The sequence below is a fragment of the Thermococcus sp. MAR1 genome, assembly GCF_012027305.1.
Classification (GTDB): Archaea; Methanobacteriota_B; Thermococci; order Thermococcales; family Thermococcaceae; genus Thermococcus.
Genome location: NZ_SNUF01000002.1, coordinates 20,176 through 32,653, shown reverse-complemented (window position 1 = coordinate 32,653; position 12,478 = coordinate 20,176). Strand labels below are relative to the sequence as shown.

20 protein-coding genes are annotated in these 12,478 nt (G+C 55.5%); 6 read left to right on the top strand and 14 right to left on the bottom strand.

Annotation, left to right across the window (positions count from 1 at the left end):
- Window positions 1-126: 126 nt before the first annotated feature.
- The 14 genes from E3E25_RS08175 to E3E25_RS08110 all read right to left on the bottom strand — a co-directional run bounded on the left by E3E25_RS08175 (window position 127) and on the right by E3E25_RS08110 (window position 8,468).
- Window positions 127-552, bottom strand: coding sequence for a 4Fe-4S binding protein (locus tag E3E25_RS08175; protein ID WP_167892831.1), 426 nt, complete (start codon window positions 550-552; stop codon window positions 127-129).
- On the bottom strand, window positions 549-1,538 hold the full coding sequence (locus E3E25_RS08170; RefSeq protein ID WP_167892830.1) for a respiratory chain complex I subunit 1 family protein: 990 nt from the start codon (window positions 1,536-1,538) through the stop codon (window positions 549-551). The genes E3E25_RS08175 and E3E25_RS08170 overlap by 4 nt, the downstream gene beginning before the upstream one ends.
- Complete coding sequence (locus E3E25_RS08165; RefSeq protein WP_167892829.1) at window positions 1,535-2,830, bottom strand: nickel-dependent hydrogenase large subunit; 1,296 nt, start codon at window positions 2,828-2,830, stop codon at window positions 1,535-1,537. Before E3E25_RS08165 ends, E3E25_RS08170 begins: the two co-directional genes overlap by 4 nt.
- A 202-nt stretch (window positions 2,831-3,032) precedes the next feature.
- Window positions 3,033-3,557, bottom strand: a complete 525-nt coding sequence (locus tag E3E25_RS08160; RefSeq protein WP_167892828.1) for an NADH-quinone oxidoreductase subunit C — start codon at window positions 3,555-3,557, stop codon at window positions 3,033-3,035.
- A complete protein-coding gene (locus tag E3E25_RS08155) occupies window positions 3,554-4,069 on the bottom strand; it encodes an NADH-quinone oxidoreductase subunit B family protein (protein WP_167892827.1) in 516 nt (171 codons plus the stop codon). Before E3E25_RS08155 ends, E3E25_RS08160 begins: the two co-directional genes overlap by 4 nt.
- 13 nt (window positions 4,070-4,082) lie before the next feature.
- Window positions 4,083-4,430: a hydrogenase gene (locus E3E25_RS08150; protein ID WP_167892826.1), complete on the bottom strand. Its 348-nt coding sequence runs from the start codon at window positions 4,428-4,430 to the stop codon at window positions 4,083-4,085.
- Window position 4,431: 1 nt separating this feature from the next.
- Window positions 4,432-5,973, bottom strand: coding sequence for a proton-conducting transporter membrane subunit (locus E3E25_RS08145; RefSeq protein WP_167892825.1), 1,542 nt, complete (start codon window positions 5,971-5,973; stop codon window positions 4,432-4,434).
- Complete coding sequence (locus E3E25_RS08140; protein ID WP_167892824.1) at window positions 5,970-6,329, bottom strand: NADH-quinone oxidoreductase subunit K; 360 nt, start codon at window positions 6,327-6,329, stop codon at window positions 5,970-5,972. The genes E3E25_RS08145 and E3E25_RS08140 overlap by 4 nt, the downstream gene beginning before the upstream one ends.
- Window positions 6,326-6,787 carry a Na(+)/H(+) antiporter subunit B gene (locus E3E25_RS08135; protein ID WP_240910798.1) on the bottom strand — a complete coding sequence of 154 codons (462 nt, stop codon included), beginning with the start codon at window positions 6,785-6,787 and terminating at the stop codon, window positions 6,326-6,328. Before E3E25_RS08135 ends, E3E25_RS08140 begins: the two co-directional genes overlap by 4 nt.
- Entirely contained in the window at window positions 6,784-7,080 is a 297-nt protein-coding gene (mbhE, locus tag E3E25_RS08130; protein WP_167892823.1) for a hydrogen gas-evolving membrane-bound hydrogenase subunit E, read from the bottom strand. Before mbhE ends, E3E25_RS08135 begins: the two co-directional genes overlap by 4 nt.
- Complete coding sequence (locus E3E25_RS08125) at window positions 7,077-7,343, bottom strand: DUF4040 domain-containing protein (RefSeq protein ID WP_058938999.1); 267 nt, start codon at window positions 7,341-7,343, stop codon at window positions 7,077-7,079. The genes mbhE and E3E25_RS08125 overlap by 4 nt, the downstream gene beginning before the upstream one ends.
- Window positions 7,340-7,711 (bottom strand): monovalent cation/H(+) antiporter subunit G, encoded by a 372-nt coding sequence (gene mnhG, locus E3E25_RS08120; RefSeq protein WP_167892822.1) that lies wholly within the window; start codon window positions 7,709-7,711, stop codon window positions 7,340-7,342. Before mnhG ends, E3E25_RS08125 begins: the two co-directional genes overlap by 4 nt.
- Window positions 7,708-7,971, bottom strand: coding sequence for a cation:proton antiporter (locus tag E3E25_RS08115; RefSeq protein ID WP_048056655.1), 264 nt, complete (start codon window positions 7,969-7,971; stop codon window positions 7,708-7,710). The genes mnhG and E3E25_RS08115 overlap by 4 nt, the downstream gene beginning before the upstream one ends.
- Complete coding sequence (locus E3E25_RS08110) at window positions 7,968-8,468, bottom strand: monovalent cation/H+ antiporter subunit E (protein ID WP_167892821.1); 501 nt, start codon at window positions 8,466-8,468, stop codon at window positions 7,968-7,970. Before E3E25_RS08110 ends, E3E25_RS08115 begins: the two co-directional genes overlap by 4 nt.
- A gap of 346 nt (window positions 8,469-8,814) precedes the next feature.
- Here E3E25_RS08110 and E3E25_RS08105 point away from each other — a divergent pair, with 346 nt between their 5' ends.
- From E3E25_RS08105 to E3E25_RS08085, 6 genes are all read left to right on the top strand, one after another.
- Window positions 8,815-9,027, top strand: a complete 213-nt coding sequence (locus tag E3E25_RS08105) for a TRAM domain-containing protein (protein WP_014013099.1) — start codon at window positions 8,815-8,817, stop codon at window positions 9,025-9,027.
- 189 nt (window positions 9,028-9,216) lie between these two features.
- Window positions 9,217-9,339 (top strand): hypothetical protein, encoded by a 123-nt coding sequence (locus tag E3E25_RS11665; RefSeq protein ID WP_255496499.1) that lies wholly within the window; start codon window positions 9,217-9,219, stop codon window positions 9,337-9,339.
- Between the two features lie 90 nt (window positions 9,340-9,429).
- Window positions 9,430-10,173, top strand: a complete 744-nt coding sequence (locus E3E25_RS08100; protein ID WP_167892820.1) for a hypothetical protein — start codon at window positions 9,430-9,432, stop codon at window positions 10,171-10,173.
- A gap of 38 nt (window positions 10,174-10,211) precedes the next feature.
- A complete protein-coding gene (locus tag E3E25_RS08095) occupies window positions 10,212-10,712 on the top strand; it encodes a hypothetical protein (RefSeq protein WP_167892819.1) in 501 nt (166 codons plus the stop codon).
- Between the two features lie 38 nt (window positions 10,713-10,750).
- On the top strand, window positions 10,751-11,050 hold the full coding sequence (locus tag E3E25_RS08090; RefSeq protein WP_167892818.1) for a hypothetical protein: 300 nt from the start codon (window positions 10,751-10,753) through the stop codon (window positions 11,048-11,050).
- A gap of 53 nt (window positions 11,051-11,103) precedes the next feature.
- Window positions 11,104-12,378, top strand: coding sequence for a tRNA (N(6)-L-threonylcarbamoyladenosine(37)-C(2))-methylthiotransferase (locus tag E3E25_RS08085; RefSeq protein WP_167892817.1), 1,275 nt, complete (start codon window positions 11,104-11,106; stop codon window positions 12,376-12,378).
- Window positions 12,379-12,478 lie beyond the last annotated feature (100 nt).

The following is a 12,478-nucleotide window of genomic DNA, read 5'->3' as shown; positions in this document are numbered from 1 at the left end:
CAAACAGAAACGGCACAACGCTTTACATAAGTACAAAAAACGGCTCCTCGTAGTATGTTCTTGGATACTAATGTTCATAAAAGGGCATCAAAAAGGCCGGAGGAAAACGCAAGAAGAAAAATGTAACTACTTGGAACCTTCGTTCTTTGCCGTTTCCTTGGCTTTCTTCTGCTCCTCCAGCTTCTTTTTGAGCTCCTCTATCTCCTCCTCCTTGAACCAGCGGAGGTTGTCGTTGTACTTGTCGTCCGTCGCCAGGAGGAACTCATCGCTCATCTCCAGGGCCTTTACCGGGCAGACGTCCACGCACTGCTGGCAGAAGACGCACCTTCCGAGCCAGAAGGTGACCTTCCTGACCTCGGGGACGTATTCTATAACCCCCGCCGGGCAGACCATGACGCAGAGCCTGCAGCCGACGCACTTGTCTGGGTAGTAGATGAGTTTGCCCCTGAAGCCCTCTGGAGTCGGAACCGGATCGCTGGCCGGAAACGGATTGGTTGCCGGCTTCTTGAAGAGGTTGCTCAGCACGGCTGAGAGCGTCGGTGGAACCTTCATGCCACCACCCCCAGGGTGTCTATTGCCAGCAGCAGTGCTCCCACTATTGCCGCCGGGAGCATCCTGGTCCAGAACAGCCCCACTGCCTGGTTTATCCTGAGCCTTCCAGTTACCGCCCTGAAAAGGCTCATGCTCACGAAGAGGACTCCAAAGACCTTGAGGGTGTGGAAGAGTAGGTCCATGACAACCGCCGGAAGCCCCGTGAGCCCGATGTAGCCGGATATGCCCCAGGGGAAGAATATCGCCACGACGAGGCTCGCGCTCACGAAGGCCTTTATCGCGTTGGCCAGCTCGAAGAGGGCCAGGTGCCTTCCGCTGTACTCGGCCATCGTTCCCTCGGCGAGCTCGGTCTCGGCCTCGGGGATGTCGAAGTAGCCGACCTCAATCTCGCTGGCAAGCCAGGCGAAGAAGACCACGAGTAGTATGAGCGTTCCGATGAGGCTCAGGGGCGTCCCGAGCTCCCAGACGTTGTGCTCGTAGAAGGTGCCCATGCTGAACGGCTTTGTAACGCCGAGCTCATTGAGGCGCCAGAGTATGGTGAAGAGGGCCAGCATCATCGGTCCCTCCCTGGAGACGAGGATTACCATCTCCCTCTGGGCACCTATCTGGGCGTAGGGAGAGCCCGAGCTAACGGCACCGACGACCCTGAGGAAGCCGATTAGGGTCAGCAGGTAGATGAAGAGTATCACGTCACCCTTGGTTCCGAAGATTGGTTCAAAGCCGAGGGGAGTGTAGGCGAGCAGGGCGATGGAGGTGGCGAGGGCCAGCACCGGGGCCAGCTCGAAGAACCTGTTGGCGTCCCTCGGGATTATTGACTCCTTACTCACCAACTTCAGGAAGTCGTAGAAGGGCTGGAGCAGCGGGGGGCCCATCCTGCGCTGCATCCTCGCAACCAGCTTCCTGTCTATGCCTCCCCAGAGCAGTGAGGCGAAGGATACGTAAGCGTAAATCCCCAGGAATCCGAGCGTTGCGTAGAGGACGTTCATAGGACACCACCCCTTGGGCAGCCTACCCCAACAACTTCAGGCTTTGCCCTAACGTTCGGGTTCAGCTCCCTCGTCTTCTCGATGGAGAGCTTAAGGAGGTCCCTCTCGGTGAGGATCTTCTTCCTCCCAGTGTTCGCATCGATAACCGCGACCCTATCCGTACAGCTCAGGCACGGGTCTATCGAGGCTATCGCGACGGGAACGTCCGCCACCTGCTCGCCTACCAGTGCCCTGGCTATCGCGAACAGGTTCGGGAAGGTCGGTTCACGCATCTTCCACTTCGCCGGAACGTCCCTGCCCTTCTGGCCCATGACGTAGTGGATGAGTTCTCCGCGCGGCGCCTCGTACCTGCCTATTCCCTCCCCCTCGGCTTTCTTGAGCTGGAACAGGAGGGCGTTGTCCTTTGGAACTGCCTTTATCTTGCCCCCCGGCATCTGGTCTATGGCCCTCTCTATGAGCTCCATGCTCTGCCAGAGCTCCCCAACGCGGACGACCATCCTGTCGAAAACGTCTCCCTTGATGACTCCGGTGAACTCCTTTGGGGTTATCGGCTTCACGCCGAGGTCAGGGTAGACGCTCAGCCTCTCGTTGTAGCGGACGTCCTTCTTCACGCCGCTTCCTCTGGCGGTCGGTCCCTGGGCACTGTACTCGATGGCTATTCTCTTGGGGATAACGCCGGCGTCTCTCAGCCTGGCCTCGACCGTCGGATCGTAGAGGAATATCTCCTCTATCTTGGGCATGACCTCGTTGCGGTAGTACTCTATCATGTCGAGTATAGCTCTGACGTGCTTCTCCTCCAGGTCCCTCCTCACGCCGCCGATGGTGTTGATGGAGTAGTTGACCCTGTTACCGCCTATGGCCTCGAGGATGTCCATGACGCGCTCGCGGGCGAGCCAGCTGAGATGCAGAATCGTATCGTAGCCTATCGCGTGGCCAACCACACCGAGGTTGAGCAGGTGAGAGTGGATCCTCTCGAGCTCGCCGATTATCACACGGATGTACTCGGCCCTCTCGGGTACCTCTATGCCCGCCATCTCCTCAACGGCTCTCGAATAGGTGTGGTTGTGGGAGAAGGAGCAGATTCCGCATATTCTCTCGGCGAGGTAGAGGATCTGGATGTAGTTCCTTCTCATGGCTATCCATTCCAGGCCCCTGAGGTTGTAGCCGAGCTTGACGTCGACGTTGATTATCCTCTCTCCGTCGAGCGTGATGATGAACTTCTCGGGCTCCTCCAGTGCTGGGTGAATAGGTCCGATGGGTACCTTGACCCAGTACTCAAGCTTTCCGTTCATTTCTTTTCACCCCCCATTCTATAGGAGTGTCCTGCGTTCTTCACCATCACAGCCCTTGCTTGCGCAAGCGCTGGCGGAAACCCTCTCACTGCCATACTCGCATTATTTCGAATGGGTGTCCCCTCAATTTTCTCCTGGCGTTTGTTCACCCGTGAAATGCGCCCTCCGGGCGCAGGGTGAGTGTGAACCTGTTGAACTGGCCTCATTTCTTTGCACCCCCTATCTTGTATGGGTGTCCTGCGTTCTTCACCATCTCCGGCTTGATGCCAGTCTCGTCGAGCCTCAGCGGGTAGATTCCCTCCGGGAAGTCGTCGGGCAGGAAGAGCCTCCTTGGGTCTGGGATTCCCTCGAAGAACAGCCCGAGGAACTCCTGGTTCTCCCTCTCGTATGGCAGTGCGCTCGGGAAGATGTCTGTGACCGTCGGCAGTTTGGGGTCGTCCTTGGGGACGCTCGTGCCTATGACGAGCGACAGGCTCTCCCCTTCCTCCCAGAACATCTCCAGGTGGTACTTGGCGAGCAGTCTGTCGCCGGCGTCCATTCCGATTATGATGGAGAACTGGGCCTTCGGGTCGAGCTCCTTGATGAATTTCATGGCGTCGTGGAACTTCTCCCCGTCTATCTCGATCCAGACGCGCCTCTTCGGGTGGGGCATCCTGTTCTCGCTCACCCTTATCTCGGCCTCGGGGAACCTCTCGCCAAAGGCTTTAACGAACTCGTCAACGTTCATCTCTTACCCCCCTCAATCTTCTCAATCAGCTTCTGCAGACCGAGCACGACTCCGTAGAGTATCGCTTCCGGTCTAGGCGGGCAGCCGGGCACGAAGACGTCCACCGGTATGTGCCTGTCCAGCGGAGCGTTGGTGAAGGGGCTCTCGAAGAACACGCTTCCGCCGGTGGGACAGGCTCCAACGGCTATGACAACTTTTGGGTCCGGCGTCTGCTCGTAGACCAGCTTGACCCTCTCAAGGCTCTGGTCGGTCACCGGCCCGGTTACGAGCAGTATGTCGGCGTGCCGCGGCGTTCCGACGAGCTTCACACCGAAGCGCTCGGCATCGTACCTCGGCGTCAGTGCGGCTATTATCTCGATGTCGCAGCCATTGCAGCTACCGCTGTTCACGTGGAACACCCAGGGTGAGCGCCCTATGTACCTGCAGAGCTTTGATATCTCCCTCTCAAGCCTCTCGCGCTCCGGGGAGTTTGAGCTGACATTGCTCTCTGCCCTTGTAACCTTAATCGCCATTCATCTCACCTCCTCAACCCCAAACTATCAGTGCCCCCACGATTATCGCGGTCGTGACGAGCAGGTAGCTGATGTAGTCGCTCAGCAGCCCGGTGTGCTCCCTGCGGAAGACCAGGAACATCCTGTGGATTCCCCTTATGAGGCCCCACATGACGTGCCTACCGGTGACGTAGCCCTGGAAGTGCTCGAACTGCGGAATAACCTCGTCCTGGTCCTCACCACTGAGGAATATCTTCGTTCCATCGCCGGTTCTCCTCGTCCCCGTGCTTGACCTCTCGGCCCACTTGTAGAGGGCGTACGAGATGAGCAGGCCTATGGCGAAGACGTAAACGAAGTAGAGTGCATCCCAGTAGCCAAACATTTCACGCACCCCCCAGCACCGCCGAAACGTAAGCCCCTATGTTCTCCAGAGTCTTTGCCGCCGGAAGCATGACCTTGTCGCTTATGGCCCATGGGAAGAGTCCCATGACGATTATTGCCGCCACCAGTATGAGCATCGGCACGAGCATGGCCTTTCCTGGCTCGCTGGCGTTCATGACCCTCTCGCTCGGCCTTCCGAAGAACGTGAAGAGCACCCTGATGTAGGCGGCGGTACAGAAGGCCGTGCCTATGACGGCTACTGCCGCGAGGAACGGGTTGAAGAGCGCCGAGCTCTCGTAGATGAGCCACTTGCTCGCGAATCCATTGAGCGGCGGGAGGCCGATTATCGCGGCCGCACCGACCAGGAAGGCGAAGCTCGTGACCGGCATCTTCCTGGCTATTCCGCTCAGCTCGTTGAGGTCCTTGGTTCCGAGCCCGTGTATGACCGCTCCCGCGACGAGGAACAGGAGGGCCTTCATTATCGCGTGGTTCACGGTGTGGTATATCGCTCCGGCAAGGGCAACCTGACCGACGTCGCTTCCGTACGCGGCGAGGCCAATTCCGATTCCCAGGAGGATGTAGCCGATCTGGCCGACGCTGGAGAAGGCGAAGAGCCTCTTCATGTCGGTCTGTATCACCGCCATCGCGTTTCCGACTATGAGGGTCACGCAGGCGAAGAATATGATTATCCAGCCGAGCGTTCTGGTGCTGATTCCGGCGCTGAAGACGCTGAAGGCGAGCCTCGCCAGGGCGTAGGTTCCCCCTATCTTGATGACGAGACCCGAGAGCATGGCGCTTATCGAGCTCGGGGCGGCCGGGTGTGCGTCTGCGAGCCACATGTGCACCGGAACGGCGCCGCTCTTGAAGAGCAGTCCGCCCGCGAGGAGGCCGAGGGCCACCTTTGCTGTAAAGGTCGGGTTCTCGGCTATCATCTTGGCCAGATATGCCATCGTCAGCGTTCCGTACTGGCCGTAGAGGAGCACTATGCCGAGGAGGATGAACGAGCTGGCCAGCGAGCCGACGAACATGTACTTTATGCCCGCCTCGATGCCCTCCCAGGTGTCGTTTCTAAACGCCACCAGCGCGTAGCTCGCTATGCTCATTATCTCCAGGAAGACGTAGAAGTTGAACAGGTCGCCGGTTACCGCTATGCCGAGCATGCCGACCTCGAGGACGAGTATGAGCGTGTAGTACTTCTCAAGCCCCGTGTCGTGCTTCATGTATTCGCTGGAGTAGAGCACGGCCACGAAGGCTATGAATGCCACCATCAGGGCGAAGAGCGCGCCCAGCAGGTCGACCTCCCAGACTATCCTTATCGGGAACGGAACGCCGTTTCCAAGGGGGCTCTTCGCTCCAAGGGTGTAGACGAGTATCTCGCCGCTCTCCCAGACTTCTTTGAACAGTCCGGCCGCGACGCCGAGGGTGATGCCGGTTATGAATATCGCCCAGGCCCCCCTGGCCTTCCTTCCCGCGAGGCCCACTATGGGCAGTGCGAACGCTCCAAGGAGCGGGACTATGATGAGGTATGGGATCAGCCCGTTCATCCTCTCAACCTCCTGAGCTTGTTAACGTCGAGGCTTCCGTAGTGTCTGTAGGCGTTCACCGTGAGGGCCATCGCCAGCGAGAGAACGCAGACTCCGATGACTATGCTGGTGAGCGTAAGCGCCTGCGGAATCGGGGCGACCATGGCGCTCTTTACGGTCTCGTAGCCCGTGTAGATTGGCGCCGTCGGTATCTGGCCAGCCTCTATGCGGTATCCGAAGCTTATGAGGAGCAGGTGGATGCCTGCATCAATAATGTTGAGGGCCAGTATGAGCTTGATGAGGTTCCTCTTGTAGAGGAGGGCGTAGATTCCCATGGCTATCAGCAGGAATGCCGTGATGAACTGGAAGGGTATCATTCGTTCCACCTCCTGAATGCCGCTATGGCAACCATCGCGCTGAGCAGTCCCGCAAAGACCTTCAGTCCCACGGCGAGGTTCATTACCGGCAGGTATCCGGCAGAGAGCAGCGTTCCCGGCTCGCCGTTGAAGACCGGCCCGCTGTGCCACAGCGTGTTGTAGAAGAACGCAACCCCCAGTCCGAGCATCGCCGCTCCGAGGAATACCAGGCCTCCTAGGCCCTCAAGTGCGGAGTAGAGGTGGTGGTTGTAGCGCCTCTTCATCTCGCCCAGCCCGAAGGCTATGAGGAACAGTATCCCGGCTCCCGCTATTGTTGCCCCACCCTGGAAGCCGCCTCCCGGCGTGAGGTGACCGTGGGAAACTATGTAGGCGCCGAAGATTCCTATGAGCGGGATGGTGGCCCTCGCTGTGGTCTTAACGATCAGTCCCATGTCACTCTGCGCCGAACGGCGGTTCATTCTTCATCCCTCCTCCAGGGCCTTAGTAGAGCCACCGCTCCGGCTATTGCAGTGAAGAGAACGGTAGCCTCTCCAAGGGTATCGTAGCCACGGTAGTCGAACACTATGTCGGTGACTATGTTGGTTCCGCCGACCTCCTCAACACCGTGGTCTATGTAGTACTGGTCGGTGTAGCGGTAGGCCTTCCAGTCCTCACCGCCGAGGCCGAACTTTATTCCTGTTGAAGGGCTCGCAACGACGAGCAGCACTCCGAGGAGGAACAGCAGTGCGAGAGCTCCGAAAGTCCTCTTCATGGTCCCTCACGCTCCCATCTCTCGGTTTTGGCTATTCCATACACGACTATGGCCGTAACGACGCCGGCTCCGACCGCGGCCTCGGCTATCGCAACATCCGGCGCGTGGAGCATGTAAAACTCCAGGCTGAGGAGCAGGCTCATGGCTGCCGAAGCGATGGCCGCGCTGAGCAGGTCTCTCATCGTTATCGTGATGTAGGCCGCTACCAGCACGCCGAGGAGTATCCCGAACTGTATGACCATATCCATCGAAAGGGCGTTCATTCGGCACCACCCCTGAGCTTGTCCTCGTACGCGTCAATGACGGCTTTGGCCGGCTTGTAGCCGCTCAGATGGGCCGCCTTGGCTATCGCGTGCGCTCCTGTCGGGTTTGTGAGGAGGAGCGCCACCAGTGCCACAAGGCTGTGAAGCGCCATCTGAAGGTACTTGGGGTCGCCGGTGAGGTGGAGCTGGTAGGCGGCGTGAACCACCACCGCCAGAACCGCGAAGATAGTGCCAAAGGTGGTGCACTTAGTCGCTCCGTGGAGTCTGGTGTAGACGTCCGGGAACCTGTGGAGCGAGAAGCTGCCCAGCAGGTTGAAGACTATGTTTACCGTGAGGAATGCGTAGATGACGTAGGTGACTGCGCTCATTCCAATCCCCCCTGGAGGTATTTGGCTATGGCCAGGGTTCCCACGTAGCTCAGAAGGGCGTAAACGATGGCGATATCGATGTATATCGTCCTGTCGTAGGCAGCTCCGAGGAGAACCATTCCGGCAACGATCAGCGTGTTGAGGGTGTCCACTCCAACGACCCTATCCGGTACGCTCGGTCCGAAGAACACCCTGAGCAGAGCCAGGAACGCTCCAATCATGACTATGACGGCCGCATAGAAGAACTCCGGTGCTATCATCTTCCCAGCCTCCTCGCCCATTTTTCGAATGAACCCGCTATGACCTCGGAATTAGCTGGCTCCTTCTCGGTCACGTTTATCCAGTGGACGTAGAGGGCCTTCTCCTCCGGACAGGCATCTATCGTGAGCGTTCCGGGGGTGAGGGTTATCGAGTTGCTGAGGATCGTGTACTGGGCGTCGTTTTCAAGCTCAACCGGAACGCGAACAATTCCGGGCTTTATCCTGCCGGTTATGACGCGGTAGGCAACGTCGAGGTTTGCCCTGACCATGCCCCAGAAGAGCGGGCCGATGGAGTAAACCACAAAGCCGACCCACTTTGCCGGGTTGAGGAAGCGGGATGCCTTCTCGCCTATGATGTCCTTGGTTGTTAACGCAATTACTCCCGAGAATATCAGCCCCGCAACGAGTTCTTCGGGACTCCAGAGTAATCCTTTACTGCCAGCAGTGAGTACTAACCAGAGCACAAATGACCAAATGAATACAGCAATGAAACCCATTGTGCGTCCCCCCACTTTTGGTTTACAACCCTATATCGGCTTCATTTTCCTGGATTTCCGTTTAACATAGAAAAAATTCTCTTAAAAGGGTTTTTTGAAGCTTAGAATTGAAAACAAAGGTAGGAAACAGGTTGTTATAAACCAAAGGTTTTATAGGCCTGTATTTGGCCAAAGAAGCCTTGAATAGAAGTTTAATGTTCATTAAAGTTCTTGAATGAATTTTTAATGTCATTGATGTCATAAAGTTCACCTAAAGCTTTATATACCCTCAGGCCGACCCATCATTGGGACTCTTCTCGGAGTTTTCCCTGAAGGGCCCTGAAAGTTGAAAGAGTTGGTGTTGGATATGTATGGAGATGGATTTGGCGGTGGCTACGAAGCCCCTGTTAAGGTTGGAGAAAGGTATAGAGTTAGGATCGAGAGCCTTGGAAAGGGTGGCGATGGTATCGCCAAGATAAAGGGCTTCGTTATCTTCGTCCCGAACACTCAGGTCGGCGACGAGGTTGAGATTGTCATTAACTCTGTCAAGAGGAAGTTCGCCTTCGGCGAAGTCATCTGATTTCCTTTCCCTTCTTCTTATCGTTCTTCAAGGTTCAAAACGTAAGCTTGAGACTCTTGTCTTGGAATTGAGCGCATTTCTTTCTACCTTGCTGATAGGAATACTAAGTTATAATACAAGTCGTAGAAAATTTTATAAAAACTAGTGCGTAACTTTATAACGAAGAATTCGCATAGGGGAGGCTCCACAATGTGGAGGAAACTTCTGGGTTTGATAGTGGGGTTGCTGATTTTGGGTTCTATGATGGGAATAACCAGTGCCGCGAAGCCGAAGACAAGGGCGAATGGCCTTTTCACAGGCCTCACCCTTTAGGGAGGGGAGGAAAACAACAAGAACCGTCCGTATAACTGTGAAAACAAGGGCCTACTATGCCAATAGGGCGGGGATTCAAGGTGGGCAACTATGAAAAAGAATGTCCTTTTTCTTCTTTTTCTAGTGGGTTTCGGGTTCTTAGCTTATTCAAAGTACCTTCAACACGAGAGGGCAATAAAGGAAGCGGAACTCAACAACACCCTTAACTTGGTTCAAACGGACCTTGAGACGTTTAGACTGGGCTACAATTCCACTCATTGGACTTATCTGAATCAAAAGGTTCGCGAAAAAGACGTTGAACGTGCCATTGAGCGAGTTCTGGAGCTTAGGGAGATGCTTCGCAAGCTAAATGTCTCGGATGACGAAATAAGAGACATCGATGTCTGCCTTAACGAGACCTATTCGTATCAACGCAGGGGTCAGTTTTATGTAGCTCTCACAGAGGGCAGGAGTTGTGCAATACTTGCCGCTGACTACTTGGGCTCAACCCTTGCACTCGCAAACCGCACGGAGTTCCTCAAGTATGTCCGTGGGCAGTTTCGGAGTGTAGAAGCTTTACAGAACAAAACGGCTGAAAAGTGGAAACAAACGTTGGGGAGCGGGATTAACTTCACGGACTATCTTATAACCGGTTTTGTGGTGGAGGACAACATAATCAAAGCGGAAATCTCCCTGAACCAGTCCCGTGACTTCCTGGAAAAGCTTGATAGGATACCAAACCCAACGACTTCTCAGGAGATTGAAAACGTGAGCATACTTGGAAGCTGGGTGATGAGTTATTTGGAATTCGCCAGGAGCTTTTTGATGACTCAGCAGTGCTTACCAGCCACGTAACTCCCGGTACCTTCGATCCCAATGGGCCAAGAAATAACGTGCACGCGCTCGTGGATGATCTCTCAGGGGTTGATGTTCCGTGCGAATTCGAGGAAACGATGCTCAAGGTGGCGTGTGACTGGAAGGAGTACCATAAAAAGCGGGGTCTCCTTGGAGTCGAGAAGGGCTACTATTCGGCGGCCACTTACCACCTGCTGTACGCAATCGCAATAGACGAGCATCTCCACGAATTTGAGGCCCTCAATTCGACTTTTGCTACTTTGAAAACTCCAACGGAGAAAGTTAAACTGGTTCTTCGTCTGAGGCATGAAGCCCTGGAGTCCATCAACGATTGTTCTCAGGACCCATTAACGTCCCTCTACATCCAGGACGCCGTGGGATGGTACTTCAAGCACGGGGATGCGGTATTGGAGATGATGGTCAGACTGCGCACAGATGACCCAACGACTCAGCCCCTCTATAACTACGAGATGGCGAAAATCATCGCTAAAAAGATGTGTCCCTACGTTACAATGCTTTCCCAAACAACGGAGCGATAAATTTTTATCATTTTACCCCAAATTTTCCGGGCGCTAACATGGACGAGGAGTCCGTGATGATCGGGGTTATAGTTGGGTTTCTGGTTCTTCTCTCACCTATCATGCTCTACTGGACGGTGGCCCTCTTCGACACTATCGGAGTTGATCGGTATCTTCCGAATATTGCTTTTATGGCCCTCTCTTCACTCGTCCCGGTCCTAATTGTCTGTGCTCTTTCTTTCCCGGTTATGAGGCACTACAACCGGCCTTACCATTGGATAAAGAAGACGTTGCTGAGAGTTGGCGTATTCCTCTTCGCGGCTCTCTTCATGCTCCTGAGTATAGTGGGCCTGGCGTGAGTTCCCACTTCTGCACCGCACCCTTTTTAAACCCCTTGGCCCAGCCGGCACCGATGGTAAGGGTTCACGTCGAGACCTACGGATGCACGAGGAACAGGGCCGATGCGGAGATAATGGAAGCGATTCTGGTTAGGGCGGGCTATGAGTTAGCCGAGACTCCAGAAAGCGCCGACTACGTGGTCGTGAACACCTGCGCCGTAAAGGACCCCACCGAGAAGCACATGCGGGAGAGAATAAAAGAGCTCCTCGATTCCGGGAAAAAAGTCATCGCCACCGGCTGTCTAGTCCACGTGAATCCTGAGGCCATAGATCCACGCGTCTCTGGAATACTCGGCGTCAAGAGCGTAGACAGAATCGCCGAGGCAATAGAGATTGCCGAGCGCGGCGAGAAGCTGGTGAGCGTCGAGGGCTGGCGCGAGAAGAGCATAGACAAGCTCGAACTTCCGAGGCTCTGGAAACCTGGGGTTTCCTTCGTGGTTCCGATAAGCGAGGGCTGCCTCAACGCCTGCACCTACTGCGCAACGCGCTTTGCAAGGGGTGTTCTCAGGAGCTACAAGCCCGAGCTCGTCGTCAGGTGGGTGAAAGAGGCCCTCGCCAGGGGGTACAAGGAGATACAGCTGTCGAGCGAAGATACAGGATGCTACGGCTTCGACATCGGGACGAATCTGGCCAAGCTACTCGACGAGATAACGGCCATCGAGGGCGATTTCAGGGTCAGGGTCGGCATGATGAACCCCAACCACGTCCTCAAGTTCCTCGACGAGCTCGTTGATGCCTACACCGATGAGAAGATATACCGCTTCCTCCACCTGCCCGTCCAGAGTGGCGACGATGAGGTTCTGAGGAGAATGGGAAGAACGTACACTGTGGAAGAGTTCGAGGGAATAGTTCGAACATTTCGTAGGAAAGTTCGTGATTTAAACCTCAACACGGACATAATAGTTGGCTTCCCCGGGGAAACGGATGAGGCCTTCAGGAACACTGTAGAACTGGTAAAGCGCGTTAGGCCAGACAAGATAAACGTTTCACGCTACTCACCGCGCCCCGGAACGATAGCGGCTAAGTGGAAGGGGTTGCCGGGCTGGAAGGTTAAGGAGCGCTCAAGGGAGCTTCACAGGCTTCGCCTCGGGATAGCCTACGAGATTAACCGCGCCTACGTTGGGAGGACCGTTGAGGTCCTCGTCCACGGCGAGGGCAAGAAGGGTGGAATAGAGGGCAGGACGTTCAACTACAAGGATATAATCCTCGATTCCGGCGAACCCGGCGAATTCCTGGAGGTTAGGGTAGAGTGGGCAGGCTCAACTTACCTCAGGGGGATTACCCTCTGATCGTTTATGTTGTATTTTTTCCAATGGTCCCTTCTGGACATGGTGGATTTTCCAAACTATATTGTTGACTTTTCAAAATATTAACATTCGTAGTTCTGCC

Bases quoted from the DNA above. Each gene is read 5' to 3' on its own strand.
- E3E25_RS08175 (WP_167892831.1), bottom strand. From the start codon at position 552: ATGAAGGTTCCACCGACGCTCTCAGCCGTGCTGAGCAACCTCTTCAAG.
- E3E25_RS08170 (WP_167892830.1), bottom strand. From the start codon at position 1,538: ATGAACGTCCTCTACGCAACGCTCGGATTCCTGGGGATTTACGCTTAC.
- E3E25_RS08165 (WP_167892829.1), bottom strand. From the start codon at position 2,830: ATGAACGGAAAGCTTGAGTACTGGGTCAAGGTACCCATCGGACCTATT.
- E3E25_RS08160 (WP_167892828.1), bottom strand. From the start codon at position 3,557: ATGAACGTTGACGAGTTCGTTAAAGCCTTTGGCGAGAGGTTCCCCGAG.
- E3E25_RS08155 (WP_167892827.1), bottom strand. From the start codon at position 4,069: ATGGCGATTAAGGTTACAAGGGCAGAGAGCAATGTCAGCTCAAACTCC.
- E3E25_RS08150 (WP_167892826.1), bottom strand. From the start codon at position 4,430: ATGTTTGGCTACTGGGATGCACTCTACTTCGTTTACGTCTTCGCCATA.
- E3E25_RS08145 (WP_167892825.1), bottom strand. From the start codon at position 5,973: ATGAACGGGCTGATCCCATACCTCATCATAGTCCCGCTCCTTGGAGCG.
- E3E25_RS08140 (WP_167892824.1), bottom strand. From the start codon at position 6,329: ATGATACCCTTCCAGTTCATCACGGCATTCCTGCTGATAGCCATGGGA.
- E3E25_RS08135 (WP_240910798.1), bottom strand. From the start codon at position 6,787: ATGAACCGCCGTTCGGCGCAGAGTGACATGGGACTGATCGTTAAGACC.
- mbhE (WP_167892823.1), bottom strand. From the start codon at position 7,080: ATGAAGAGGACTTTCGGAGCTCTCGCACTGCTGTTCCTCCTCGGAGTG.
- E3E25_RS08125 (WP_058938999.1), bottom strand. From the start codon at position 7,343: ATGAACGCCCTTTCGATGGATATGGTCATACAGTTCGGGATACTCCTC.
- mnhG (WP_167892822.1), bottom strand. From the start codon at position 7,711: ATGAGCGCAGTCACCTACGTCATCTACGCATTCCTCACGGTAAACATA.
- E3E25_RS08115 (WP_048056655.1), bottom strand. From the start codon at position 7,971: ATGATAGCACCGGAGTTCTTCTATGCGGCCGTCATAGTCATGATTGGA.
- E3E25_RS08110 (WP_167892821.1), bottom strand. From the start codon at position 8,468: ATGGGTTTCATTGCTGTATTCATTTGGTCATTTGTGCTCTGGTTAGTA.
- E3E25_RS08105 (WP_014013099.1), top strand. From the start codon at position 8,815: ATGTATGGAGATGGATTTGGCGGTGGCTACGAAGCCCCTGTTAAGGTT.
- E3E25_RS11665 (WP_255496499.1), top strand. From the start codon at position 9,217: ATGTGGAGGAAACTTCTGGGTTTGATAGTGGGGTTGCTGATTTTGGGT.
- E3E25_RS08100 (WP_167892820.1), top strand. From the start codon at position 9,430: ATGAAAAAGAATGTCCTTTTTCTTCTTTTTCTAGTGGGTTTCGGGTTC.
- E3E25_RS08090 (WP_167892818.1), top strand. From the start codon at position 10,751: ATGGACGAGGAGTCCGTGATGATCGGGGTTATAGTTGGGTTTCTGGTT.
- E3E25_RS08085 (WP_167892817.1), top strand. From the start codon at position 11,104: ATGGTAAGGGTTCACGTCGAGACCTACGGATGCACGAGGAACAGGGCC.